We start from the raw sequence: 24917 nt of genomic DNA on the forward strand, positions 1-24917 counted from the left end.
GGGCGAGTAGACCTTCATCACCATAAAAGATGCCTCCTACCCGGCCCCTGGCGGGGCCGGGCTCAGAGGTGTCCACCCCTCGGGGACAGGTCCCCTCGCCCGCTACCTCTTTCTGCACCCCGCCGCCCGCGACCTCTTCCCCGACTGGGACCGGCAGATCACCGCATGCGTCGCCCGCCTGCGCGCCATCGCCGGCACCGCCCCCGACGCCCCCGACCTCACCAACCTGGTCGGCGAGCTGCTTTTGAAAAGCCCGGACTTCGCGGGCCTGTGGGAGCGCTACGAGGTGACCGGGCGCAAGCCCGCCCACAAGACGTTCCAGCACCCGCAGGTCGGAACCCTCACCCTCACCTCGCAGTCCCTGCACGTCGAAGGCACCCCCGGCCAGCGCATCGGCGTCTACACCGCCGAACCCGGCAGCCCCGACCACGACGCCCTGCTCCTGCTCGACATGACCGCGCCCCGGCCCGCCCAACGTCCTGCCCCTGCCCCCAAAGCCACCGGTCAGCAGCCGTAGACAGAGCTTGCGCCCCGATTCGCTAGTTGGATGGCAGAGGACAATCAGCATGCGGCCGGATCCGAAGGAACGCGACGCGCGTGAGACCAGGCTGCTGATGAAGCCCGCTGGCCAAACGGCCCGCCCCAGGTCACGAGCGGCGAGGCTCTACACCAGGTAGCTACTCCAGCCAGGGGCCCGACGCGGGCAGGGCGGTGACCCGGCTCTGGCGCCGCGCACTCGCCTTCTTCTTCAGCTCGAGGTTCTCGTAGTAGAGGTTCGCGGTCACCGTGGCAAGCGCGTCGAGCTTGCCCTGCAGCTCGGTCGCTCGGGTGTTGGCCTCCCGCAGTCTGCTCCGCAAGTCGGCGATCGTCTCGTCGCGCTGGACTTCTCCGGGCGTACGGAGGACAGGACGTGCGACCCGCGCATCCCACTCAGCCAGGATCTCCTCGGCACGGTGGACCGTGGCATGGCTGACCTTTGCCTCGCGTGCCAGGTTCTCTTTGGTCAGCGCGCCGTCGGTGTGCAGCGGCTCGCCGGCCAGCAGTCGGGCCATGGCCTCGCGGAGCTTGGTCTCCGTAGCGGCGGACACCGGCATCAGGCGCTCTCCCTCATCTTGTCGAACTGCGTGGTTGCCGAGCGGACCTCGGCGAGCCGGGTCAGGGCCTGCTCGCGCCGGGGTTTGGACAGCTTCTTCTTCAGCAGCGACACGAGGTCGGCCTCCTCCATCCGCCAGATCCGCTCGTGGGTGAGGGTCAGCACCGAGTTGCGGCATCGGGCGGGCTGACAGGCTCCCAGGAGCGGGGTCTGGCCGCGCTGATCGGGCGGGAGTTGGTTCTGGCACTCGGCCGTAGGGGCGTTCCACAGACAGTGGTTGACCGTGCCCAGGTGCAGATCGGCGAACTCGTCCCGCAGCAGGGTGATTTCCAGACGCTCGTCGGCGAGCTGGGCACGAAGGACGGTGCTCTGCTCGATGACGTCGTTGACCTTGTCGAGCCCGGCGTGAAAACGGGCAGCGCCGGGACCGACCGCGATGACCTTCCCGGCCCGGCGGGCCTGCAGAAGGGAGACCAGCTTCTTGGCCGCGGCAACTTGCAGTTGGTTGTCGAACTCCTTGGCCCACCGCGCGTCGGGCTTGCCGTAGGCGAGCGTGGTGCGATTTGCCAGGGCCCGCCGGGCGGCGTGCTTGAGCTGTAGCCCGAGCGCGATCTCGCCGTCGGGCTCCTGGGCCGCGATGATCGACATGGTGTGTCGGAACATGTGCGGCCGGACCAGCGCTTCGGGAATTTCTTCCAGTCCGGTGTACTCGCGGTTGGCGTTGACGGCGGTGATGAAGTCGTCGATGTCGCGGGCGGCGTCGAAGCCGCCGTGGCCACCCCCGGCCAGTGCGGTGATAGCGGTGAAGACTCTGGTTTCGTGCCAGGTGAGCTGTTCGGCAACCGCGATGGCCTGCGCGACGGGCGCGATGATCCACCAGTAGCCGCGGGGCCGGGAGTCGTCACCCTTCACTTTCCGGGAGGCGAGCGCCGGGGCGCCATAGTACTGGCCGAGCGCCCCGCGCTCAATCTCGTGGATCTCGCTGTCGCGCATGGCGGTCAGCGCGGCGACGAAGACATAGCATGCAGCCCTCAGCATCCGGGGGTTGAGCCCGCGATCAGTCGCGATGGTGCGGTTCGGGTCGCAGGCCACCTCACACACCCACTGGCGGCGGAGCTTGGCCTTGGCCTTGCTGCCGAGCCCGAAGACGTTGCTGCGCTGGCCATAGACCAGTCGGGCAAGTTCCGTCCAGTTCGGCTCTCCGGCCCACGCGACCTGATCGTCTGCCCGGTGGACGGGAATCAAGTTGTCCGGGTTGTCCAGCCACTCGAGCAGGACTCGGTCGCGGTGGGTGAGGCGTTCCTCGGCAGGCGGGGTGAAGGACGGTTCACGTACGGGGCCGGTGTGACTGCGGCCGGTCTCGGCGAGCCATTCGAGCACGCGCTGACGTCGCTTGAGGCCGTGAGGTCTCTCGGCCGCGAACAGCACGATGGTGCGGCCGTTGGTGGCGAGCTGGCTGGTCCGCCGCCAGTTCACGTCGCCTCGGCGGGCCCGGCCGCGGTTGCGGGGGTTGAGCGGGATGCTTGTGCCGGGATCCGCCAGCCACGCCTCCAGTTCGCGGTCGCTGTCCATCTGTGGCGGCGGTCCGCTGGCTGGTTCGGCCTGGCAGCGGTCGCGTTCGGCCAGGATGTCGGGGGCGAAGCGGTCGATGTACGCCCAGGCCGCCCGCAGCAGCGGCCACCAGACCTCGGGCGGGATCGCCGGAGTGGACAGCTCGTCGGTCCACACCGATTCGGCGACCTGGGCGCTCGACTTCCCCGGCCAGGGATCCTCCAACGTGGGCACGCCGGTGAGAACCGGCGAGAAGATCATCAGGTGCCGTACCGAGGAGACCACCTTGCGTACGGACGAGGGCTCGGTGACGCGTGAACGCGAATCGATGAACGCCTGCCAGTCCGCCGGATCCCACAGGCCGAAATCGTCCGGCATGTCCTGCTCCTGAGCCCAGGTCCGCAATCTCGCCAGGTCAAGGCAGGTCTGCGCGGTCCTACGCAGTCCCCACTTTCCAGGGGGCAAGAAGATCCCGGCCTCCTGCAGCGCGGCATGTGTGGGGTGGAGCATGCAGAAAGCCACCTCCCGTATGAGCAAGTTCCCTGTCGGATCGCCGGGAAAGTCGCACCGCCACGCGGCCTTGACGGTGTTGGCGGGTCGGCGGACGTTGTCCCCCGGCCACATGTCGGGACGGCCGAACGTCGGCCCGGTCACGCCGGGGATCTGGCCGGGAAGATCGGAGTAGACCGATTCGTGGTCGGTGAAGGTCGCGGACTTGAGCGCGAGCGGGCGGGCGGGCGTGTTCATCGGTCGTACTCCGTTCGCATCCCCAGGGGCAGGTTCAGGGTGAGGGACTGCTTCTCGATGGTCTTGCGCGCGTCCTCGACGTGGTCGGCGCACTCCTCGAAGACCTGCTTCAGTGCGACGTCTTGCCGTCCCCAGACGCTGTGCCAGGTCTTCGGCGGCAGCACGTCGCGCATGTGCTGGATGTGGTCGAAGAGCAGCAGTTGCTGGGGCAGTTGGGAGACGAAGACGACGGCGTTGTCGCAGATCATGCACATCGCCGGGGCTACGTGGCAGAGCTTGCCCGGCACCGAGTGCGGCGAGTTGTGCGGGTCCTTGCAGTTCGACACGCCCATGTCGAGCTCACCGTCGCGCAGCTCGGCGCCTTGCTCCGGAGTGACGCCGAGCGCGGTGGCGACCTCGGGCTCGGCCAGGCGAGATTCGTCCTCGGGCCGCACCAAGGTCGCTCGTCACGTGACCGTGGCGAAGACTTTCGACTGGGCGCGGTTCATCGCGGCGCCCGCCAGTACGTGTGCGGTGGTGCCGTGGGCGTAGTGCTGCTGAAACACACGGACGCTGTGGTCATCGCCGGCCAGGTCGGTCAGGGTGCCGCCGAGTGCGACCACCCGGGTCGTCTTCGCGGTCTTCCGCAGCCGCCGTACGTCGTGGGGCAGCGAGACTCCCTTCGGGAACGGCCGGTCCGGACCGCTATGGCCATCGAGCCAGTGGGTGAAACGCCGGCCCGGGTCGGCGAAGGCGGCCAGCGCGGCTTCCATGCGCACGCTCCTGCGGGACTCCACCGCGGTGAACAACCACGGCTCGCTGTCGAACGCCGTGCGCGTCAGCGCGTTGGCCTCCAGGAGGCGCCGCAGCAGGCCCCGCACGTCCCACGCGCCGCGGCCCGGATACTCCTTGTCTCCGGTCTCCCCGGTCGTGCCGTCGGAGGCATCGGTCAGGTGGAAGTCTGCTCGGATGCGTTCGGCGCGCTCCTTGGACTGGACGATGCGCACACCCTCGGCGCTGAACTCCAGATCAGGCACCTGCAGGGCATGGAGTTCCTCCGAGGTGCAGTCGGTCATCGCGAGCAGAAGCAGGACGCGGAACGAATGGAGGTCGATCTCCCGGGGAAACAGCATGCGGTGCAGGCAGCCCATCAAGCCGATGCCGGGCCAGATGCCGCTGCTTCGGGCGAACTCCCGTATTTTTGACGGCCAGTTGCGGCTCAGCGGAAGGTTTTCACCCAGCGTCTGGCTGTCCACCAGCCCGTTTCGGGTGGCCCAGATCAGGTTCGGCAGTTCCAGCCACCCGTGTTGACGCGGATCCTGCCCGGCCTCCAGGAGCTCGCGTCCGCGGGCGAGCCGCTTCTCGAGCGAGCGGACATCGTCCTGAGCGGCCTTGCGCATGGCCATCCGTTCGGCGTTGCTGAACTCGTCCAGGACCTGCCCGGTGGCCTTGCGCACGCCGGGAGGGGCGGCGGCGCGGCGCCGTACTCGCTCGGGAATGCTCAGATCGCGTTCGGCGCCGTGGCTGAGCAGGGCGAGCAAGGCGCGCTCCAGGCCCCAGGGACGCCGGGAATTCTCGGGGTACTTCTGGAGGAGGTTCTGCCCCCAGGCATGGAGCAAGGCCGGCAGATCGAGTCGCTCGTCCTCCAACCGGGCCTGTGCCGGGTCGATGCCCTGCGCCGAAAGGCGCTTATCGAGGAACTTCGCGAACGAGCGGATGGCGGTCGGGTAGGCGTGAACGGTCTTGAGCGCGTTCTTGCGGTGGTAGTCGACCCACAGATCCGCGAGCTGCCCGACCAAGGTGGCACAGGTGAACTCGGAGGGGTCAAGTCGCGCATGGACAGGGCGATCTCGTTGACGGAAGACGATCTCCCGTATCCCGATCCGGTCCGGCGCGGGCACGGCGGACCGGGGCCGACGGGTGCCGGAGGTGCCGCGGCGTTCTCCTCGGCGGGGCATCAGCCATTCCCCCGTCCACCGTGCCGTGCGGCCAACTCCGCGTACGTGACGTCCTGTTCGTTCCACTCTCTGATGGCCTGCGCGACCAGGAGGTTCGACTTCTTCTTGTACGTCAGGTACCGCATCGTCGACTCTGGGCGGCGGTGTCCGAGGAGCCGCATCACGGTCAGGAAGGGGTTCCGCGACTGGTGGTCGGCCGCATAGGCCGGGACACGGCCTGAGCGCGCGAACTCCTCCGCGTCCTGCTTGCGCAGCAGCTCGGTCAGCAATTCCAACATGTAGATCGCGAACGTGTGCCTTGTGTCCGCAGAGGCCGTGTGCGGTTGGATCCGTGTGGTGATTGAGCAGGCTGTCTGCGGAGGCGGCGTTCGCGACGTCTGCCGCTGGCTGTGTTGCATTTCGGCAGCGGCATCATGATGCAGATCACTCCGTGGGTTGCGGTGGTCGTTTCTTTGATCGATGTGCGACGCCCCGCATAGGTTGGCCTGGTGAGGGATGGATTGAGGGAGCGGTGGAGGGGCCAGCCGCGGTGGGTGCGGGGTGTGCTCGCGGTGTACTTCGTCGGCTTCCTTGAGGGGGCCTGCGCTCACTTCCTTGACCTGGCGCGGGGCGGGATCCATGTCTATGCGTCCTTCGGCCCGTTTCTCCTGCAGGTGTTCTTCGTCAGCTTGGCCGTGCTCGATCCACTGGTCGTCGTGCTGGTGGTGCTCGCGCGGCCGGAGGGAATCCGGCTGGCGAGCTGGGTGACGGTGTTGGACGTCAGCGCGAACTGGTGGGCCAACCGGCACTGGTTGCAGGACGATCCTGCGAGGCTGCTGAGTCTGCTGCCCATCACCCTCTTCGGCCTGTTCGCCGTCGCGTCCTCGGGTCCCGTACTTCGTGTCATGAAGCGCCCGCATCTCAGCTGCACGATCCGATGACCGTCGCTGACGACCTGGAGGAAGGGAGCCTGGTGACGCGGCTTGCAGCGGTGGCGGTCTGCCGAAGGTGGACGATCTCCTCGTGTTGTGCGGCGAGCCGGGCCAGGGCCTGGGTGCGGAAGTCCGTGAGCTCGTCGATCGCCTGTTCCGATGCGGCCAGCCGTTCCCGGAGCTTGGCGTTCTCCGCCTTGAGGCGGGTGATCTGGGCTTGGCGGGGGTCGGGAATGTCGCCGGCCTGCTGCAGGGCCTGAAGGCGTCGCTCGAACTCGGCGCGGAGGTGAGCGTAGGGACGGGTGCCATAGAAGGCGGTGCGGTCGACGTCCGCTTCGCGGGCGAGGGTCTTGATGTCGCACTTTCCGCCGGGCGGGATCTCGCCGCGCAGGAGCCGGTCCATGGCGGCCCGGATGCGGTTCTCGTTCTCGGTCCGCTGGGCTGCGGAGATTCTCATGCGGACTCCTCGTCCGTGGTGCTGGCGGCATCGATCTCGGCGACGACGCGGAGGGCCCTGTCGTAGTCGGCTTGGAGCCGGGTGCGTTCGGTCTTGCGTGTGGTGCCGAGCTGGCCCAGGAAGATCTCGGTGCGTTCGGCGTGCTCGGCCCAGACAGGCCGGTGGCAGGGGTGATGGGTGGCCTGCGGACAGCGGGCAGAGTCACACATTCCGATCAGCGGACGGTCGGCCGTCGGGGTGCCGGCCAGCTTGAGGCAGAGGGCCCGGGATGGATCGGTGAACCAGCAGTAGTTTGCGGGCCCGAGGTGCAGGACCTTGGCGCGTTTGGTCAGGAGGTTCAGCACGTCACGGTCACTGCGCTGTGTCTTGGGTGCCGTTGCTGCCGTTGCGTCGAGCTTCTCGTCAATTCTGGCGAAGAACTCGGTGAGGTTCCGGGCGCCGGGGCCGGCCGGGAGGATGCCCTGCTGGTAGTTTTGGAACTCTTCCAGTACCAGCTGGAGATTGCGGTCGCTCTCGTGCTTGTTGACCTCGGCCAGCAACTCGGCCTGAGCCCCGCCGGGGCGGGAGGCATACCCTTCTGTTGTGGCCACTGCGATGTGCTTTAGGTGGATCTTGGAGGCCAGCACGCCGCCCGGCCGGTAGGCCATCTCCAGCGCCAGTGTGCGACGCAGTCGCCTGAGATTGACCTGTCCATCAGGGATGGGGGCGAGTCCAAGGCGCTGCCCTGCCGGGGAGTTGACCCAGTTGCGGAACCACTTGTAACGGACGGAGAAGGCGAACCGACCGAAGAGCAGGGTGCCCTCCTGTCGGTCGTCATGCAGGTCCTCGGCGAGTTCGACGGCGCGATAGACGGGCTCGATGACGACCCACTCGTCGTCGGTGCCGCCGAGTGGCTGTCCCTTGATGACCTTGCTGGCGAGCCGGTATCGGGTGAGCCCGGGGACGGGTTCCTCGATCGGAAGTCGGCAGCCTATGCGTAGCTCCATCAGCTCGCTTGATCGCATGCCCGAGGCTGTGGCCAGCACGATCATCGTGGCGGTGCGGACGATGCCGACCAGAGCGACGACCTGGAGACGGTGCAGAGGCAATGTCCAGGGCACCATCGACGAGGTGTCCGCCATGGTGATCTCGGCGGCGTTGCGGGCGAACACCTCCTTCACTCCGACCGCCGTGACAGCGTCTTCCAGCGGGCCCCGCAGGCAGCTCATCCACCGGGCCTCGAACTGGGTGATCCCGGCCTGACGGGCCAGGACTCCCGTAGCCACTGTCAGGAGGGGGTCGTCGGCGGACCAGCCGTTGGCGAGCCGGTCGGCGACGTGGTGGTCGGCGAGCATCGGCAAGGGTGTGCACGTTTCCGTGTACTTGCTCAGCAGCTCGGTGAACTCGGCCACCGGGGCGACGTGGAGCGGGCGGAGTCCTCGCGCTTTGCGGGCGGAGATCTTGTCGGCCTCCTGGATCTGGCGGGCGAGTTCAACAGCGTGCGGTCCCAGGGAGGACACCAGGAACAGGGCGGCGGCGAGCATCGGCTGCATGACCGTGTCGTCGACGGGCTGGGTCTTGTTCTCGGTCCGGCCGCTGGGCATTTCGGCGATGGCAGAGGCGGTGGCCCCGCCCCAGGGCCGCAGGTCGGCCGGGACACGATCGGCGGTGAACAACTCGCGGTAGTTGACCAGGTCGACGACGACCTGTGCAGCTGCACGACGGGTTGCCGGACTCTGTTCGCCGACGATCGCTCCGTGCTCGTCGAGGACATAGCGGCGGTGGGCCATGTAGGCGTCGCAGACACGGGTGTCGACCTGCGCGAGGCTCGATGCCCTGTGCTCGGACAGCCAGCGGCAGAACCGGATGAGTTCGTCCAGACGGCCCGCGCAACTGCGCAGGTGCAGGGCAGTGCGGTGGGCCCGGGGCAGCGGGGCGACCGCCGGGTGCCGCGGGGCGAGCATGGCCAGGACGAGTTCCTTGCCGACCAGCCGCCACCGCTCATCGGTGATCCCGGTGAACTCGAAGCGGCGTGTGGCCAGGGCGAGCTGGACGGGCAGGCCGACGACATCGGTGAAGTCCCAGACGTCGTCCTCGAACACCGGACGGCGGGCTCCTTCAGGGAGGAGGAGTCCGGCTTCGTGGCAGACATCGGCGCCGGCGAAGACCGCGGAGCGGCCGTCGAAGGCGGCAGCAGCGGCGAGGGCGGTGGTCACGCGGTCATCTCCTCGGGTCGCAGGGGAAGTTCGTCGTCCTGGTCCTCGACGTGGTGGGCCGCCGTGGCCAGGACCGCAGGGTCGAAGCGGTCCAGGACCTGCTGGATGCGGGTTGCGTAAGGGCCGAACACGGCCATGAAGTGCGCGGCGGGCATCTGCTGCCACTGCCGGGAGAAGAACGCCTTGAGGCGCAGCAGGTTGCCCGCGTGCCGGGGAGCGAAGACGGCCAGCGGGCAGAGCAGGCAGACCCAGGGCCGGGCCGGACAGGGTTTGCCCTTCGGCCCGTGCAGCCCGGACAGCTGGTCCCCGCAGGCGGCGGTGAACACGTCGCGCTGTCCGCCGACCAGCTCGGCGATCACGGCATCGTCCAGGTTCAGCTCCGCGACCAGCTGCGGGTAGCCGTCCGCCAGAGCGGCCGCATCCTCTTCGGTGATCACCGTCGGTGGGTGGGCCCGCCGGAGCATGTCGTGCTGGGCGTCCTCGATGACCGTCTCGACAGCATGCTGCTGGGCCGGAGTCGTGGCAGTGAGGTAGTGATCGCCCTCGACGTGCGGAGTGTGGTTCGGATCGATCGTGGCCCGCCCGCTGCCTGTCCAGGAGGTTTTGTCCCGCATAGCTTCGTGGGTGGTCCGGATCCGCGAGCGGTGGATCTTGAGGGGTTGTCCGTCATTCCCGAGAACCGCATGGCGAAGCGCCCACCGCTGGACGGCAACCCGGTCGACCTGGCGGACACGGCGGGACTTGCCGGCCTGGCTCAGCCCCACCCAGAGCTTCCCGTGTCCCTCCGCTGACATGAAGGTCCGCAGCAGCGCGGAGTGCGCGAGCCACTGTTCCAGCAGGCGGACCGCCCGACGGGGCAGGTTCAGGCTCTCCGCCGCGGTGCGGCGCTTGATGTAGGAGAGGAGGACCGTCGAATCACCGGCCCAGTCGATGTCCTCGACCACCAAGTCGGCAATGCCGTCGGGGACGATACCGGAGTAGATGCCGAACAGCAGCCGGTAGGCGATCAGCACGTCCAGGTTCGGGAAGACGGCCCGAGTCGCGTCGTGGAAGCCGCCGCGATTGCGGACCACCGCCGCCGAGACTCCCAGGTGCTCGCCGAAATCGCCGATGCTGACAGGACCGACCCGGGCCAGCAGCCAGCGCAGATTGCCCGGTTCCCAGCCGCCTTCGAGGGGATGCCGTCCGCCGGCGGCATCCGCAAGGGCCCGGCGGTGGGCAGCGTACGAATCGTCGACCAAGGTCCGACAGACCCCGGTCAGCCGCTGCCATTCCTCCTCCGCATAGGGCGGCAGCGCATGACGGTTGGGCTGGATGTTGAAGTGCCGTCCGGCAGCGAGTTCCAGCACCCCTTCACCGAGCGGGCCGCCGCCCTGGGCATGACCCTCCAGCAGGCTGCGAGTCAGGGCCTCCAGCCTCCGGGGACTGGACATCCAGAACTCGGCCAGCTGCTCTCGCCGTAGCTGAGCGGCACCACCGGTGAAGCCCTGAGCAGCCAGGATGCGGACCATGCTCCGCAGGGACTGGACGTAGAAGTTGACGGTGCCCTCCGAGTCCGCAGTGCCGTGCGGATGGATCAGCTCCACGAGACCGAGGCCCAGGTCCCGGGCCAGACGCGGGTTGGGCAGTCCGTCCAGGCTGTAGTCCGCGCGACTGCCATCGCTGAACACGCAGGTGAGGCCGAGGGGTTCGTCGACCAGCATGGTCGGCATCAGAGGTCACCGTCCTCGATCTCATCGTCGAACTCGGCCGCGGCTTCCCGCTCGGCTGCCGCATCATCGGTCAGCCCGGCAGCGGCCCCGACGCCCTCGTATGCCTCCCGGTAGATACGGGTCGTATCCAGCCGGCGGAGGTACTTTTCCGTGGTCAGGACAGTGGAATGCCCTAGAAGATCACGAAGCACCAGCAGTGGGTCCGCCTTGCTCAAGTAGAAGACCAGGGCGGCGTCGGCATCGGTGTCCCGGACGAGCTTCGCAGCCTGCCGGTAGTGCCCGGTGACCAGGTATTCGAGGGTCCTCATGGAGAAGGTGTGGCGACATCGGTGGGGCCAGACGTGCGGGAACCGGGGTTCGAAGCGAGCCCGGATCCGGTCGGATGTGCGCTCGAAGACCGTGGCCCAGGCGGTGAACGGTCCGCCGCCGTTCTTCACCGCCAGCAGGCACGAACCGCCCTCCGGAGCGACCAAGCGGCGCCGCTCGGCCGCAGTCAGTGACGCCCAGGGGCGCCGGATCCCGTTGATCAGCCCTCCCCGGGCGTCCGGCTCGGTGACCATCAACGGTTCGCCCCAGCGCCGTGGAGGCCGCCAGAGTGAGCCCTCCGTGGTGGCGGCCCGGTCGAGCTCGACGTAGTCGTGCAGTCCGGCCAGGGCCTCGTAGGAGGTCCACGTGGTGCGGAACTTCTTGCCCTTGGTGATCCCGGCCGGCACCGGGAACGAGATGGGAACCGCGGTTGGCTCCGGCGGCAAGGCGGGTATCTCCCAGGGCAGCAGGTAGGTGAACTCCTGCAGCCGCATCCCGCTGGCCAGCGCGTGATCCCCGACCGCCCCATTGCGGGCCAACTCCCGCCCGTGGAAACCGGTGTCCTGCGAGCCATCCGGGGCGAGCCCGCGCAGCCCCTTTCGGAACAGCTCAGTGAAGTCCGGCTCCAAGTACTTGATCGTCACGTGAGGCTTCGGCGTGCGGCGGACCGCGAGGTTCACCTTCACCTCCCGGCCGGTCCCGGCGAACAGAGCCCGCGCGGCGCGGTAGGTGAACGGCTCGGCCGTCGCGTACCCCTCGTTGATCGCCCACCGGTAGAACAGCGACAGGATGCTCATGTGCTGGCCCCACGTCGTCGCCGCGAACCTGGCCTTCAATGGGCCCGCCGCCCGGTGCTCGGCGTACCGGCTCAGCCCCGCCTTCAACCGCTCCCGTGAGTCGAACAACCCGACCCCGTGCTCGGCCAGGAACTCGATCCACTCCTTGAGGGCTCGCGCGTAGTTCTCCCACGAACTCAGCGCCGGCGCCCCGCTGGCTGGCAACTCGCGCAGCCACCGGTTCACCACCATCGTCGGGCGCGGCACGGCCGGGCCGTCCTCGAAGCGTAGATCGTCGTCGATGAGCACGGGCATCCCCTCGGGGATCAACGGCCGATGCTCAACGTCCCAGGACTCCCAGCCCAGGGACGAGAAGAAGCTCAGGATCATAAGTGGCGACAGTAGAAACACCACACGCCTCAGCGCAAAGCCCAAATCACCAGGCCACCGACCGAGTTGAAGCCAATCGCCACACGGAAACTAAGCGGGGACAATGTGGCGCAGGTCGTGGATCCGGACCTGATTCGGCATCTCCAGTTCCAGGCCGTACTCCTCGATGATCCGCAGCGTGCGCGCATGCGCGTCGAGGAATATCTGCTCCCACCGCTGGTTGGAGATCATCCGCCCGTGGCGGCCGACGAACAAGGCCATCGGCTCCAGCCCGTGCTCTCCCTCGATCATGGTCCGCGCTCGCAGGTCCGCGTCCATCGCCTTGACGCTCCGGGTCCGGCGCCTGCCGTGCTCGACACCGCGCAGTTTCATCTGGCGCGTATTGACGTCATCGACGACAAAGAACTCCTCGCGGCGCCTCCACAGATTCTTCGACGCCCTGCGCACCGTGGCGGCGCGCTCGGTCCGGCGGTACCAGTCGACCTCTCGAAGTGTCGCGTCCTGAATCTCCACGGTCCGCGGCAGGCCGAACTTCGCGATGGCCTGTAGCTCCACTTCCTTCGCCGTGCCATCACGGCGTGGTGGGCCGACCTCGATGTAGAGCAAGGCACGGAACTCACGGAGCCGCAGACCGGTAGTGATCGACAGATTGCCGCTGGCACTGTCCCGCAGCGTGTGCGCGGACCGGAAGCACGGGTCGGCCGTGCCGTCCGGAAGGAGCCCGCGAAGGCCGACACGGTCCAGGAACCACCACTGCTCGTATGTGAGGTGCCGTACGTCGAGTGCCGCGGTGGCGCCCCAGCTCAGAACGTCCCGCCCGTTGGGGCGCCGGTAGTACGGGCGCCTGTCCAGCAACTTGACTTCGTCAACTGCCCAGTCGTAGAAGCTGCGGATCGTCACGCGGCGACGCTTCCAGGTGGCCGGCGACATGGGCTCGTCCCGATGCTCGGTGCAGTGCTCCCGGTACGCGAGCAGGTCGTCCTCCACGGCGGACAGCACATCACTGGGCGGATCGAGGCTCTCCAGGAAGTCGCTGAAGTCCAGGAAGTCGTAGGTGTAGTCCTGCAACGACTTCGCCTTGAGCGTCTTGGCCAGATCCAGGAAGAAGGAGCAGTGCGGTTCCAAGGGCCGCATGTCAGAACCGAGGAAGAACGGGGTGCCGTCCTTGAGGGCCCGCTCCCGGGTCACGTACCGCAGGCCGTCAAGGGCGGTGCCGTCGGGCGCCGCGCCGTAGCGGCGGACCTTGTCGCGGGACGTAAAGAAGTAGTCCACAGGGCTCCTTGAGACAGGTGAGAAGCCCTGAACCTAACCGTCTGCTGGGCACAAAGAAGCCCTCCACGAAGGGAGGGTGAGACAGTCTCAAATGCTTGGCCTAACCTCCGGGTAGGAGCCACCTCTGAGTCGCGTTGTGAAGAATGTGCAGGATGCGGCCGTCGGGGCCGACGAGGATTGCGCCAGCTGTGACGTGGCCGGGCAGGGTTTCACGACTGGTGAGGTCGTCGCCGTCTTCGATCAGGCCGAGGACGATGCCGAGCTCGCGCTTGTCCTCGGGGTACTGATCGAGGTAGGCGGCGATCGTGGTGCGGATGTGGTCGGCTGTGATGGTCATGGTGATCACCTGTTGAAGTAGGAGAGCCAGGTTGCCGCGATGGCTTCGCGGTCGGGTGCGGGGACCTCATGGATGCCTGGGGCGAGGTCTTCGCGGGTGAGCATCCTGATCGAGGCGAGGATCTCGGCCTGGACCAGGAAGATGAACGGCCCAACGCTGGCGCCGTGGATGAAGTTGACGGCGTTGCCGTCATTCGCCAGATAGAAGTAGTGGCCGGTGGTCCGGTAGCGAGTGACGTGGTCACCGACGATCGTGCGGGTGTAGACGTCGGGTAGTCCGGCGAGGTCGAGCTCGTCCTCGCTGGAGGTGACGGTGGCGACGTAGGCGCCGTTGCGCAGGTGGGAGAAGTCCTCGCCGCGCAGGGATATCGCGCCGGTCGCGCAGAGCACGAGGCCGGCGCCGGTCAGGGCGGTCTCGTGGTCGCGGGCGACGATGAAGCCCTGGGACAGGGCCTGGGTGCGGCGGACCGGGTCGATGTCGAAGACGGTGACCTGCACCCCCTTGGCCTGCAGGAGCCGGGCGATGGATGAGCCGAGCTTGCCGAAGCCGATCACCAGGGCCGGGCGGCCGTGGAGGATGTCTCCGCGGCCGCGCATGACGGCCTCGGTGGAGAAGACCACGGACTGACCGACCAGGAAGTCCTCGGGGTCCTTCAGCGGGGACCGGGCGACGGAGATGACGGGGCAGGGCAGCTTGTCGAGGTGCGCATAGCGGCGGTGCCCGTTCTCGGTGTCCTCGATCACCCCGGCGATCCGTCCGGTGAACCGACTGTGGACCTCGGTGAGGGTGGGGGCGAAGTAGCCGCCGACGTCCAGCAGGCAGATCGTCTCGCCCGCGGCCCGGGATTCGAGGTAGTCCAAGGCGTCATCAGGCTCGGTGAACAGATCGCGGGTGAGGGTGTCGACGGGAACGGTCCGCTCGACCTCGCGCTTCGCGGCCGGGTGGATGGACTTCGGCTTGGGCAGCACCGCGGTGAGGCGGGTCATCGCAGCGACGGCCTGGACGAACGCGGGTCGCTCCGGCAGCAGGTGCGTGATCAGGAACGACGCGGTCTGCTCATCTGGGGCGAACTGGGCGGCGATCCGGGCGAAGTAGGCGTCCAGCCGGGCGCGTTCGAAGGTTTCCATGGCAGTTCCCTCTCATCCATTCCGTCCGGGGCCGTGCGGGAAGTTCCAGGAGGTCAGCGAGTGCGGGCGCGTCCGAACAGCAGCCGCTCGGCCGCGAGCGCGGCATCCAGGTAGGCGTCGAGGCGGGCGGCGTCGGCGGTCTGCGGGAGCGGGTCGAGGCCAAGCAGGAGAACTGCCTCGCCGTTGCGGGCGACCAGCTCGGTCCAGGACCTGCGGGTGGGCAGCCGCAGCCTTCGGGAGGCGCCGGGGAAGTGCACCAGCACCTGGTCGCCGACGACCTGCAAGCACCGGTCGAGCTCAGGGACGACCTCCCGGGGGCCGGCCAGGGAGCCGAGGCTGTCCGACAGCCTCCGCAGTCGGGTCTCGACGGTGTCGGGGCCGGGGTGTGGGTAATCAGGATGTGCGCGACCTCGCGGCCGTCCGGGCCGGTGCCCAGCCAGGTCCAGGACGCGAGGGAGACCAGCAGCCGCAGCTCCGGGCTCGGTGGAGTGAGGAGGACGGTCATGATGCCGCCCCTCTCGTGGCCTTGAAGCAGGACCAGACGATCTTCCCGAACGGAGTGTCCGCGTCCTGAACTCCCCAGCCATCGGCGAGAACGCCCACCAGCGTCAGGCCGCGTCCAGAGGTGTCCGTGTCCACGGCCTGACGGGCCTGGGGATGCTGGCGGCGGCTGTCGTGCACTTCCAGGCGTACGACTTCCTCATCGGCATCCAGCTTGACCAGGAAGCCGTGGTCAGCGACGGTGCCGTGGACCAGCGCGTTCGTCGCGAGCTCGGAAACGCAGAGCCGGATGTCCTCGGACCGGTCCTGAAAGCCCCATCCGGCCAGGGCATCCGTGGTGAACTCCCGTGCCTGGCCGATGGATTCGGGCCGCGGGTCGAAGAACCGCTGTGTCGTCTCGGTCATCGTGGCCCTCATGACTCGGTGTCCAGGACGCGGGTGGTTCCCCGAATTCGACGGTGAACGGGACCGCTGCGGGAGGACGCAGGACGCGCCGGGCGGGGACCGCGGACCAGCAGCAGCCGGGAGCCCGCCGTCTCGATCTGGCGTCCGCGTTCAGCGGCTATGGCCTTCGGCCCCAGGTGCGACATGGCCGGGGCGATCACGCCATAGACGTCCGGCAGGGCCAGCACGTCCAGCAGTCCGGTGAACGCCGCGGAGTCGGGCCCGGAGCTCGCGTCGCGGTCGGTGAAGACGACGGACAGCTGCAGCTCGTGGCCGCGGCAGTACTCGGCGAGCGACGCCGCCAGCGCCGCCTGCCGGGCCGCGGGCACCTTCACCAGCCGCAGGAAGCCGTAAACGACCGGACCGCTGACCTGGCGATGCTCCGTGAGGGGTTCCATGCTGAAGACCGTCCCAAAGGCTCGACAAGTGGTGACCCCTTGAGCGTGGCCGCCACCCCACTCCCGGCCAATCACCGGCTGTCCTACTTCCGTTCCACTTCCGTCCCGCCGACTACACGGACCGTGCTTCGATGACCGATGGAAGGGAGCGACGCGTGGCGACCGTGCACCACTGGACCGGCCTGGAGGCCAAGGCCCTGCGGCTCGCCCTGCGACTGAGCGTGCGGGCCTTCGCCCAGCAGCTCGGCCTGGCCGTCGCGACCGTCTCCAAGTGGGAGTCCAAGCTCGCCACCACCGAGCCCAGACCCGACACCCAGGCCATCCTCGACACCGCGCTCGGCCGCGCGGACGCCGCCGTCCACCTGCGGTTCGAAACGCTGCTGTCCGAGATGACCAGTGCCACGACCACCGCCCGACGCCGCGTCACCGCCTCCGGCCCCCGGGCCTGGGAATACGAGTCCTGGGCCGACGACCTGGACCGCGTCGTCGTCGCCCTGTCCCGGCAGAACTTCACCTTCGCCGACAGCCTCCTGACGCGGTGGCTGAGCCGGTTCAAGGCCCCCGAGCTGGACGAGAAGGGCCTGTATCTGTTCGCCCGCTCCACCGCCCTGCTCGGCGACCTCAAGCGCGACCAGGGCGTCGTCCTGGGCCCGCTCTCGGCCCAGCACTCCTATGCCGGCGCCCGCTCCGTCTTCACCCAGCTCGACATCCCCCGACGCGTCGCCCAGCTCGAACTCTCCCTCGCGGTCGTCACCGAGATGTCGGGGAAGCTGGAGATCGCCGCCCACAACTACGAGACCCTCGCCGTCGACGACCGGCTCTCGCGCCGTGACCGCGCAAGGGCCCGGCTGTGGGTGGGAACCGCCCTGAGCAAGGACGGCAACCACGACTATGCGACCCGCGTCATGCAGGCCGCGACCCGCGACTTCGAAGACCTCCAGGAACCCGACGACTGGTCGGTGGCCCACCAGAAACTCGCCCTCGCCCGCCGCGGCGCCGGCGACCTCACCCAGGCCCTGCACTTCATCGACATCGCCCGCAACAGCGGGACCACCGAATCACCGATGCAACGCGTGCGACTGGACACCGCTCATGGCCACATCCTGCTCTCCGACGCAGCAACCCGCGATGATGGACACCTCGTCCTCGACCAGGCCGCCAGGACCGCCGCGCAGTACGGACTCGTGCACCAACTGCGCAGTATCGAGGGCATCAAAGCCATGAGCGAGGGGCCGACCGGCCCCCGGCAACGGTGACCAGGGAGAACACGCGTGAGCGACAACCAGCAGGCATTCACCGAAGACCAGTGGCGCCAGGCCAAGCTGATCTGGGACTACCACCAGATGCAGCACGAACTGCGGCCCGTCAACGCCGCGATCGGCCTGGGCAGCCACGACCTCGGCGTCGCCACCCACTCCGCCGACCTGTATCGCGCCGGGCTCTTCCCGACCCTGGTCTTCACCGGCGGCAACAGCCCCACCACGGCCAAGGTCTTCCCGCGCGGTGAGGCCGTCCACTTCCGCGAGCACGCCATCGACCTCGGCGTCCCCGCCGAGGCCATCCTGCTGGAGCCCAACGCGAGCAACACCGGGCAGAACATCACCCTGGCCCGCGAGGTCCTCGCCGCCGCCGGCATCCACCCCAGGACGGTGCTGCTGGTCTCCAAGCCCTATATGGAAAGGCGATCGTTCGCGACCGCCCGCAAGCTGTGGCCCGACGTCGAGATCCTCTGCGCGTCGGAGCCGCTGGAGTTCGACGACTACCTCAAGTCCATCGGCGACGAGAGGCTCGTCCTGGACATGCTCGTCGGCGACCTCCAGCGGGTCATCGAGTATCCGAAGCTCGGATTCGCCATCGAGCAGGAGGTCCCGGAGGACGTGCATGCCGCGTACGAATCCCTCATCCGTGACGGCTTCACCAGCCGACTCATCGCATCGTGACCTGCCCGAGCCGGGCGGGCTGTGCGCGATCCACCAGCCCAACCTGTTCCCGAGGCTGACCACGCTGGCCAAGCTGTTCGCGGCGGACTACTGGATCGTCCTCGACTTAACCGACCAGTCTATTCCGTGTGTGTGATGTTGACGAAGCCGTGTCTACGGACATCCCGGCCGTGTTAACTGCCCTGAGTCTTGTTGTACGGGACGTTGGGGAGAGGCATGCCGATCAGCTTGGTCCTGGGGCAGCTGCGCGTACAGGAAGTGCGGCATAACGGGCTGGTGGGGTACACGATCCTGTACCCAGACGGCACCCTGCACGAGCTGGCAGACGCCTACCTGCGGACGCTCACGCCCGGAACCGGCCGGACCTACGCCTACCTTCTGGTCGACCATCTGCGCTGGCTGGAGTGCGAGGTCCTTACGCCCGAGACGGTGACCTTCGAGCAGGTCGAGCGCTACATGGGCGCCGTGGGTGCGGAGGTCCGCGGGCCGCTCGGCCAACCATGGCGGCCGGGCAAGCGTCCGTACGAGCAGAGCTCCCTGCTGACCGCGGCGGCCTGCTTGAAGGGCTTCTACATGTTCCAGGCGAGGCGGGGCGTCAACAAGCAGCTGGCCGAAGTACTCGATCAGACCCGGCTACCGACGACCGCTGATCGCCGCCGCTCGTTCCTCGGCCACACGCTGCATGAGCTCCCCGCCAACCCGCTGACGCCGACGAAGACGGTTCGGCGCCGCCACCCGAAGATGCTGCCCGACCAGGCCAGACCGCGGCTCGTCGAGAGCTTGCCCTCGGCCCGGGACCGGATGACCGTGACCTGGCTGAGCGACGGCGGCTTCCGCATCGGCGAGTTCTGCAGCCTGCACCTGGTCGATCTCCACCTGCGTGAGCACGCACCCTGCGGCGACTGCGTGTCCCCGCACGTCCACATCTGCCACCGGGAACGGAACCCCAACCGGGCCCGCGTCAAGATCAAGGACCCCTGGAAGGTCGAGGGCGGCGTCGTCCGGGGCGGAGAGATCCGCCGGGTCAGCCCGGCGATGATCCACACCTACTTCGAGTACGTCACCACCGAGTACCCGCGCTCCGCCCGCCACGGCATGCTCGTGGTCCAGCTCCACGGGCCGCGGAAGGGCGAGCCCTGGGCCACCGCCGGCGCCCGCGGCATGCTCCGCCGTGCCGGTATCCGTGTCGAACTCGGCAAAATCCTCCCCAAGGAATTCAGGCACACGTTCACCGATGCAGTCCTCGACGCATCGGGCGGCAAGTCGATGGTCGCCAAGGAGGCGGGCGGCTGGAAGTCGGCTGCGATGGTGGACCAGGTCTACGGTCACCCCGACATCCACGACGATGTCTTCGGCGCCGCCCTGGAACGCACCTGGGGTGAACGGTGACGTCGGCTCTGCCGCTCCTGCCAGTCTCCGAGTCCGGGCGCCGGCACAGGGACCGGCTCGAGTTGCTCACCGCCCTGATCGCCGCGCCGAACTTCGATCCGCTGTTCCGCGACGAGATCATCCAGATCCCCGGCCAGCACCCGGTGTTCACCTGGGGCTGCCAGGTCCCACAGTGCGAACGCCCGGGCAACGGAGCGTCGAGGTTGTGCGACGTCCACGACGAGCAGTGGCAGGCGGCACGCACCCGCGGTGAACGCAAGTCGGCCTTCCTGGCCTCGGCCGAACCAATGGCCGCGTTCCAGGGATTCGGGGCCGGAAGCTGCCGCATCTGCCCGGGCCGGCCGGCCCACACCCGTGAACTGGCGCTCTGTGAACGGCACGAACACATCTGGTCGGTCTTCTGCCGCGATCACCCCGGAGAGACCGATCTGGAGAACTGGGCCTCTGACCAGGACACCCTCTACAGCTTCGGATCCTGCCGAGTGAGGACCTGCACCGAGCTGGCCGTTTCACCCCTCGGTTTGTGCCTCGGCCACCGCCACCGCTACTGGCACGCGGGACGCCCCGGCGGCGCGAGCATCCCTCAGGCATGGCGGCGGAAATACGAGGACCGCGGTCTGCCCGTTCCCGTCCACGTCGAAGATGAACACGCCTATGCGCGATGGCGGGCCACGACGGGCCCGCTGTTCCGGGCCGGGCAGATCAACTTGAAGGGCTTGCGCCCGCTGGTCCGCGCCGAGATCCAGTGGAGCCTGTTCCGGCACACACAGGAAGGAGACCCGAGCTACTGGGCACCCACCGCCATCCAGAACCTGGTCACACGCTGCCGCGAGCACGGCTACGACTCCCTTGAGGACGCGGACACCGACGGCGCACGCCACAAGGTCGCCATGATCATCAGGTCGATCCGCGCGCGACTCCAGGTCCTCTACTACAGCGAGGCGGAGACCAAGGAACTCGGATACATCGAGACCGAGCACTTCGGACGCCGCTTTCCCAGCAGCGCCAGCCACATCGACCTCACCGGAGTCAGCCAGCGGTGGTTGCGCGACCTCCTCTGGGACCACCTCGCCGCCCTGATGCGCTCGCACAAGTGCCCCCGGACGCGGGGGCCGCTGGACGGCGCCCGCCGGGCCTGCCTGGAGCTGAGCGCCTTCCTCGACATCGAGGCACCGGGAGGCGGGCACGACGCGTCCGCCCTGACGGAACAGCACGCGAACCGGTTCGCCGCCGACCAGCGACTACGCGAGCGGGAGCGCATGCCGGCGTTGGCCCAGATGGACCGGGCCGACGGCAAACCGTCGATCGTCACGCCCAACGTCCGCAGGATCGTCTTCAACTCCGCGCGGAAGATTCTCTACGACGCCCTGGAATCCGGCGCTTCTGAGCGCATCGGTCTGCCGCGGGACTTCATCATCGCGATCCCGCAGGGCGGCGAAGTCCACCGGGTCGTCCGCAACCCCTTCACCGACCAGGTCGCCCGCGCGCTTGCGGACGAGGCCAACCTGCAGACCTTCGCCCGCGACTACGACCCCAAGGACCGCGGCCTTCGCGACGTCTGGGAGTCACTCGTACTCACCGGCCGACGCTGCGACGAGGTCCTCAAGCTCCGGCTGGACTGCGTCGGCCGCTACCACGGCCGCCTGCCGATGCTCTGGCACGACCAGACCAAGGTCGGCAACTACAACGAGGGCATCCGCATCCCCGAGCGCCTCTACGTCAGCCTGGACCGGCGCCGGCAGGCGACGCTGGACCGTTTCGAGCTCCGCAACGGCCGCCAGCCGACGGCCGCCGAACGGGCCGAGATGGCCCTGTTTCCGACTGATGTCCGCAACCGCGGCGAGCGTCGCTCACGCGTGGACTAGTTCGCCGCCGTCCTGGAGGACATCGCCGAAAACGGCCTGCCCCGCCGTGGCCTCGGTCGGCTCCAAGGGCGACTCGTACGACAACGCCCTGGCCGAGGCGTTCAACAGCCTGTTCAAGGCCGAACTGATCCGCAACAAGGGACCGTGGACCGGCATCAACGACATCGAGATCGCGGTCGCCGAGTACGTCGACTGGTTCAACCAGCGCCGCCTCCACGGCGAACTCGGCCACATCACCCCCGCCGAACACGAGGCCGCCCACTACCTCGCGGCCGAACCCCCTGCGTCACTCCAGAAAACCAGCTAACGCAGTCTCCATGAAACCCGGGGCTTGACAAGCATCCGCCACAACGTCTTCTCCCGCAGGTGGACGTCGCGGCGCGCGATCAGCCGGTCGATCGCCATTTTCGAGGGTCGTGGGGGGGTTGGGGGGCCCGAAGAGCCACCCCCCCACCCAGCCCCCCCGCGCGCCCCCGCCGGGCGGCCCGGAGACGGGGGGTGGGGGGCGGCCCCACCGGCGGTTCCCCCCATTTTTGCGGGGGTGGCGTCGTTGTGGGCCCCCCACTGGGCCCCCGACCTCCAGGTGCCCGACGTCTCCACGGATCGTGCCGTCCGTCAGTCTTGCTGAGGCTCGCGCCAACACGAACCCGGCCGGCGCATCGGTCTCGAACCGCTCCGGCTCCTCCGCCGAGACCGGATCCCGGTACTCGCACAGATCCCGCATCGCCGCCAGCGCCGACAACCCGCGCCTCCTCGCCTTCGACCAGACCGCAGATCGGTCGCACGAGCTGAGAATGCTTCAGAAATCCCGAAGTTACGTCACAGCCTGGCAGAGCACCCGAAGGAGGAAGAAGCCCCTGGTCACGGCTGCGGTCACTCAGCGGGGCTCAGGAGAACTCGCGGGATGTCGCACACGCTGCCGGCCCAGGCCGAACGGTCGAGATCGGCGCTTGAGGGCGTCGAGACGGTGTGGGCCAGGCGGGCTGTCCTCTGTCCTGCGGAACTGTCGCGCGACGAGAGACAGGGCCTTATGGACCGGCCACCGCCCGCGCCCGCCTTGACCGCTATGCCCCTGACCGAGTCGTGGCTGCCATGACCGGTGCGCCTAGGTCGACGTCGTCGAGTGGTGTCTCCCTGCCGTCGTCGTCGACGAACGCGACCCGCAGGGTGTGGCCGCTCGTCCTGCTGCCCCGGCGGACCAGTGGGCCGTCGGGGTGCGGGCAGTGCTCGTCGCCCCACTGCTGCAGGGCGCCGAAGACCACCATGAGCTCGCGGCCGGCGGGGGTCAGGTGGTAGGCCATCCGGGACCGGGTGCCCGCCTCGCGGTAGGGCCGCTTGTCCAGCACGCCCGCGTCGACAAGGGCGCCGAGCCGCTGGGTGAGGACGTCGCTGGCCACGTGCAGACGGTCCTTGAAGTCCGAGAAACGGGTCGCTCCCTGCAGCGCCTCGCGCAGGATCTGCAGGCTCCACCGGTCGCCCACCATCTCCAGGGCGCGGCGGATCGAGCAGCGCGTTTCCTCTGCGGCGGGCCGGTCGCTGGTCTTCGGCATACCCCCAGTCTACGCCTGGAATGGTTTTTCCAACGCAGGTGCTAGATTGGAAATCAGGTTTCAGACTCTCACTCGCCGGAGGCCCCGTGAGCACCCAGCAGCGCCTCGTGATCGACAAGACCGACCCCCGCCGGTGGCAGGTCACCTTCGACCATCCGCCGCTCAACCTCATCGACCACGTCACCATTGCTGAGCTCACCGACCTCGTCGGTGTCCTGGAGCAGGACCCCGACGTCCGCGTGGTGGTCTTCGACAGCACCGTCTCGGACTTCTTCCTGGCTCACTACGACACCGACGCAGAGCGCGCCGCGGACGGAGCACGGTGGCCTGCCCGCGTGGCTCGACGTGCTGGCCCGGATCACCGAGGGCCCGTTCGTGTCCATCGCCAAGATCCGGGGGCGTGCCCGGGGTGCGGGCAGCGAGTTCGTGCTCGCGTGCGACATGCGGTTCGCCAGCCGGGAACACGCGGTGCTGTCCCAGCCCGAGATCGGTCTCGGGCTGGTGGCGGGCGGCGCCCCCACCCACCACCTGCCCTTCCTCACCGGCCGTGGCCGGGCGCTGGAGATCATGCTCACCGGCCAGGACTACGACGCGGATCTCGCCGAGCGGTACGGCTACGTCAACCGGTCGGTCCCGGACGCCAGCCTGGACGGCTTCGTCGACGACGTCGCGGACCGGATCGCTTCCTTCGACAAGGCCGCGCTCGTCGAGGTGAAGAACTTCGTCGGAGAGGTCTCACTCCCCTCCCACGAGCTGCAGGCCCCGACCAGCGCCGCGTTCTGGGCCTCGGCGACCCGGCCGGCCGGCCGGCGGCGACTGGCCGCGGCCAAGGAACGGGGCCTGGGCCGCCCCGGCGACTTCGAGCTGCGCATGGGGCGGCACCTGCCCGGCCTCGACCGCGAGACCGGCGCATGACCGCGGCCGCCGGTCACCTCACCCCACCCACCTTTCCCTCCGTAACGGATCTTCCGTCCGAAGCGCACCCTCGCCACCACCGCAAGGAGCCAATCCATGAGCACCCAGCAGCAGTTCGCCGTACAGGAAGTCAGCCCGTCCTACTGGAGGGTGACCTTCTCCAACGGTGAGATCAACCTGATCGACCCCGACACCATCGAGCAGCTCGCGGAACTGATCACCCGTATCGAGCAGGCCCCCGATCTCACCGCCGTCGTCTTCCGCAGCGCCAACCCGGACTTCTTCATGGCGCACTGGGACTTGCTGGCGGACCGCGCTCGCGTTGCCGCCATGAAGCCGGCCCCCTCCGGACTCCACCCGTTTGCCGACAACCTTTACCGGCTCGGGAAGGTGCCCGCAGTCACCATCAGTGAGATCAACGGCCGCGCCCGCGGCGCCGGCAGCGAGTTCGTCCTGGCGACCGACATCCGCTTCGCCGGACTGGGCGCCGTCCTCGGACAGTTCGAGGTGGGCGTCGGATCGGTTCCCGGGGGCAATCCCAGCGGCCGGCTGCCCCGCCTGCTGGGCCGGGGGCGCGCTTTGGAGATCCTGCTGGGCGCCGACGACTTCCCCGCGGACCTCGCAGCGGCGTACGGCTACGTCAACCGCGTCGTGCCGGAGAGCGAACTGGAGCGGTTCGTCGACGCCTTCGCCCGTCGGGTCGCCGGCTTCGACAAGGTGGCGGTGCGGGAGACCAAAGCGCTGGTCGACGCTGTCACCCAGCCCCCCGTCGAGGAGTTCAGGACGGCGCTGGCGGCCTTCTTCCGCACCTCCGGCCGCCCCGAGAACGCCCACCGCGTCAAGCGGCTCTTCGACGGCGGCCTCCAGCGGCCGGACGGCGTCGAGCACGACCTCGGCCGACAGGTGGCCATCTCCTCCTGACGGCACCGACCGTAAAGCTCATCCAGGACGCCAGTGCACCGCGCCAGTGAACCGCTCCGGGTCTGGTCTACCCCGGTTCTGATGGAGTGTGCGACACGAAGTCGCACGAAGCGAGTGAATTGCACTGAAAGGAGGATCAGAGGTGTTGATGGTGTAATTCCGGGCCAGTGTCCACAGGCCCGT

At 68.4% G+C, this 24917-nt stretch carries 25 protein-coding genes and 2 pseudogenes; 9 read left to right on the forward strand and 18 right to left on the reverse strand.

Annotated features, from left to right (window positions below; genetic code table 11):
* Positions 1-46: 46 nt before the first annotated feature.
* Positions 47-517 (forward strand): annotated as a pseudogene (locus tag ACFC09_RS43435) (transcriptional regulator); the annotation flags it as partial.
* A 160-nt stretch (positions 518-677) separates the two neighbouring features.
* Here ACFC09_RS43435 and ACFC09_RS43440 read toward each other — a convergent pair.
* The 5 genes from ACFC09_RS43440 to ACFC09_RS43460 all read right to left on the reverse strand — a co-directional run bounded on the left by ACFC09_RS43440 (position 678) and on the right by ACFC09_RS43460 (position 5606).
* Positions 678-1094 carry a hypothetical protein gene (locus tag ACFC09_RS43440; RefSeq protein WP_376538270.1) on the reverse strand — a complete coding sequence of 139 codons (417 nt, stop codon included), beginning with the start codon at positions 1092-1094 and terminating at the stop codon, positions 678-680.
* Entirely contained in the window at positions 1094-3391 is a 2298-nt protein-coding gene (locus ACFC09_RS43445) for a hypothetical protein (RefSeq protein ID WP_376538272.1), read from the reverse strand. The genes ACFC09_RS43440 and ACFC09_RS43445 overlap by 1 nt, the downstream gene beginning before the upstream one ends.
* Positions 3388-3828 (reverse strand): hypothetical protein, encoded by a 441-nt coding sequence (locus ACFC09_RS43450; RefSeq protein ID WP_376538274.1) that lies wholly within the window; start codon positions 3826-3828, stop codon positions 3388-3390. Before ACFC09_RS43450 ends, ACFC09_RS43445 begins: the two co-directional genes overlap by 4 nt.
* A gap of 9 nt (positions 3829-3837) precedes the next feature.
* On the reverse strand, positions 3838-5169 hold the full coding sequence (locus tag ACFC09_RS43455; RefSeq protein WP_376538276.1) for a hypothetical protein: 1332 nt from the start codon (positions 5167-5169) through the stop codon (positions 3838-3840).
* A gap of 158 nt (positions 5170-5327) precedes the next feature.
* Positions 5328-5606 (reverse strand): hypothetical protein, encoded by a 279-nt coding sequence (locus ACFC09_RS43460; RefSeq protein ID WP_376538278.1) that lies wholly within the window; start codon positions 5604-5606, stop codon positions 5328-5330.
* 264 nt (positions 5607-5870) lie between these two features.
* On the opposite strand from ACFC09_RS43460, the gene ACFC09_RS43465 reads away from it, so the two are divergent.
* Positions 5871-6248: a hypothetical protein gene (locus ACFC09_RS43465; protein ID WP_376538280.1), complete on the forward strand. Its 378-nt coding sequence runs from the start codon at positions 5871-5873 to the stop codon at positions 6246-6248.
* Here ACFC09_RS43465 and ACFC09_RS43470 read toward each other — a convergent pair.
* The 10 genes from ACFC09_RS43470 to ACFC09_RS43515 form a co-directional block, all read right to left on the reverse strand.
* Positions 6229-6696 (reverse strand): hypothetical protein, encoded by a 468-nt coding sequence (locus tag ACFC09_RS43470; RefSeq protein ID WP_376538282.1) that lies wholly within the window; start codon positions 6694-6696, stop codon positions 6229-6231. The genes ACFC09_RS43465 and ACFC09_RS43470 overlap by 20 nt on opposite strands.
* Positions 6693-8891 carry a site-specific integrase gene (locus ACFC09_RS43475; protein ID WP_376538284.1) on the reverse strand — a complete coding sequence of 733 codons (2199 nt, stop codon included), beginning with the start codon at positions 8889-8891 and terminating at the stop codon, positions 6693-6695. The genes ACFC09_RS43470 and ACFC09_RS43475 overlap by 4 nt, the downstream gene beginning before the upstream one ends.
* Complete coding sequence (locus ACFC09_RS43480) at positions 8888-10603, reverse strand: hypothetical protein (RefSeq protein WP_376538286.1); 1716 nt, start codon at positions 10601-10603, stop codon at positions 8888-8890. Before ACFC09_RS43480 ends, ACFC09_RS43475 begins: the two co-directional genes overlap by 4 nt.
* Positions 10603-12075 (reverse strand): site-specific integrase, encoded by a 1473-nt coding sequence (locus ACFC09_RS43485; RefSeq protein WP_376538288.1) that lies wholly within the window; start codon positions 12073-12075, stop codon positions 10603-10605. Before ACFC09_RS43485 ends, ACFC09_RS43480 begins: the two co-directional genes overlap by 1 nt.
* Positions 12076-12165: 90 nt before the next feature.
* Positions 12166-13347, reverse strand: coding sequence for a site-specific integrase (locus ACFC09_RS43490; RefSeq protein WP_376538290.1), 1182 nt, complete (start codon positions 13345-13347; stop codon positions 12166-12168).
* Between the two features lie 100 nt (positions 13348-13447).
* Positions 13448-13684: a hypothetical protein gene (locus ACFC09_RS43495; protein ID WP_376538292.1), complete on the reverse strand. Its 237-nt coding sequence runs from the start codon at positions 13682-13684 to the stop codon at positions 13448-13450.
* A gap of 5 nt (positions 13685-13689) precedes the next feature.
* Complete coding sequence (locus ACFC09_RS43500) at positions 13690-14811, reverse strand: adenosylhomocysteinase (RefSeq protein ID WP_376538294.1); 1122 nt, start codon at positions 14809-14811, stop codon at positions 13690-13692.
* Positions 14812-14864: 53 nt separating this feature from the next.
* Positions 14865-15095, reverse strand: coding sequence for a hypothetical protein (locus ACFC09_RS43505; protein WP_376538296.1), 231 nt, complete (start codon positions 15093-15095; stop codon positions 14865-14867).
* A 217-nt stretch (positions 15096-15312) separates the two neighbouring features.
* The gene (locus tag ACFC09_RS43510; RefSeq protein WP_376538298.1) at positions 15313-15717 is read right to left on the reverse strand and encodes an ATP-binding protein; all 405 of its coding nucleotides are present in this window, start codon (positions 15715-15717) and stop codon (positions 15313-15315) included.
* A gap of 8 nt (positions 15718-15725) precedes the next feature.
* Entirely contained in the window at positions 15726-16154 is a 429-nt protein-coding gene (locus ACFC09_RS43515; protein ID WP_376538300.1) for a hypothetical protein, read from the reverse strand.
* Between the two features lie 155 nt (positions 16155-16309).
* Between ACFC09_RS43515 and ACFC09_RS43520 the strand changes: the two genes are divergently transcribed.
* The 5 genes from ACFC09_RS43520 to ACFC09_RS43540 all read left to right on the forward strand — a co-directional run bounded on the left by ACFC09_RS43520 (position 16310) and on the right by ACFC09_RS43540 (position 21655).
* Positions 16310-17410, forward strand: coding sequence for a helix-turn-helix domain-containing protein (locus ACFC09_RS43520; protein WP_376538316.1), 1101 nt, complete (start codon positions 16310-16312; stop codon positions 17408-17410).
* 15 nt (positions 17411-17425) lie between these two features.
* Positions 17426-18094, forward strand: a complete 669-nt coding sequence (locus ACFC09_RS43525) for a YdcF family protein (RefSeq protein WP_376538302.1) — start codon at positions 17426-17428, stop codon at positions 18092-18094.
* Positions 18095-18310: 216 nt separating this feature from the next.
* The gene (locus ACFC09_RS43530) at positions 18311-19483 is read left to right on the forward strand and encodes an integrase (protein WP_376538304.1); all 1173 of its coding nucleotides are present in this window, start codon (positions 18311-18313) and stop codon (positions 19481-19483) included.
* 62 nt (positions 19484-19545) lie between these two features.
* Positions 19546-21348 (forward strand): hypothetical protein, encoded by a 1803-nt coding sequence (locus ACFC09_RS43535; protein ID WP_376538306.1) that lies wholly within the window; start codon positions 19546-19548, stop codon positions 21346-21348.
* 46 nt (positions 21349-21394) lie between these two features.
* Positions 21395-21655, forward strand: coding sequence for an integrase core domain-containing protein (locus ACFC09_RS43540; RefSeq protein WP_376538308.1), 261 nt, complete (start codon positions 21395-21397; stop codon positions 21653-21655).
* Between the two features lie 29 nt (positions 21656-21684).
* Here the strand turns inward: ACFC09_RS43540 and ACFC09_RS43545 are convergent.
* From ACFC09_RS43545 to ACFC09_RS43555, 3 genes and pseudogenes are all read right to left on the reverse strand, one after another.
* Positions 21685-21768: pseudogene (locus ACFC09_RS43545) on the reverse strand (integrase/recombinase); the annotation flags it as partial.
* Between the two features lie 644 nt (positions 21769-22412).
* Positions 22413-22898 carry a winged helix-turn-helix transcriptional regulator gene (locus ACFC09_RS43550; protein WP_376538310.1) on the reverse strand — a complete coding sequence of 162 codons (486 nt, stop codon included), beginning with the start codon at positions 22896-22898 and terminating at the stop codon, positions 22413-22415.
* A gap of 68 nt (positions 22899-22966) precedes the next feature.
* A complete protein-coding gene (locus tag ACFC09_RS43555) occupies positions 22967-23281 on the reverse strand; it encodes a hypothetical protein (protein WP_376538312.1) in 315 nt (104 codons plus the stop codon).
* On the opposite strand from ACFC09_RS43555, the gene ACFC09_RS43560 reads away from it, so the two are divergent.
* Both ACFC09_RS43560 and ACFC09_RS43565 read left to right on the forward strand, forming a co-directional pair.
* A complete protein-coding gene (locus ACFC09_RS43560) occupies positions 23274-23813 on the forward strand; it encodes an enoyl-CoA hydratase/isomerase family protein (RefSeq protein ID WP_376538314.1) in 540 nt (179 codons plus the stop codon). The genes ACFC09_RS43555 and ACFC09_RS43560 overlap by 8 nt on opposite strands.
* 96 nt (positions 23814-23909) lie before the next feature.
* Positions 23910-24734 (forward strand): enoyl-CoA hydratase/isomerase family protein, encoded by an 825-nt coding sequence (locus ACFC09_RS43565; RefSeq protein WP_376538315.1) that lies wholly within the window; start codon positions 23910-23912, stop codon positions 24732-24734.
* Positions 24735-24917 lie beyond the last annotated feature (183 nt).

This window comes from Streptomyces sp. NPDC056161 (assembly GCF_042268025.1).
Lineage (GTDB): Bacteria > Actinomycetota > Actinomycetes > Streptomycetales > Streptomycetaceae > Streptomyces.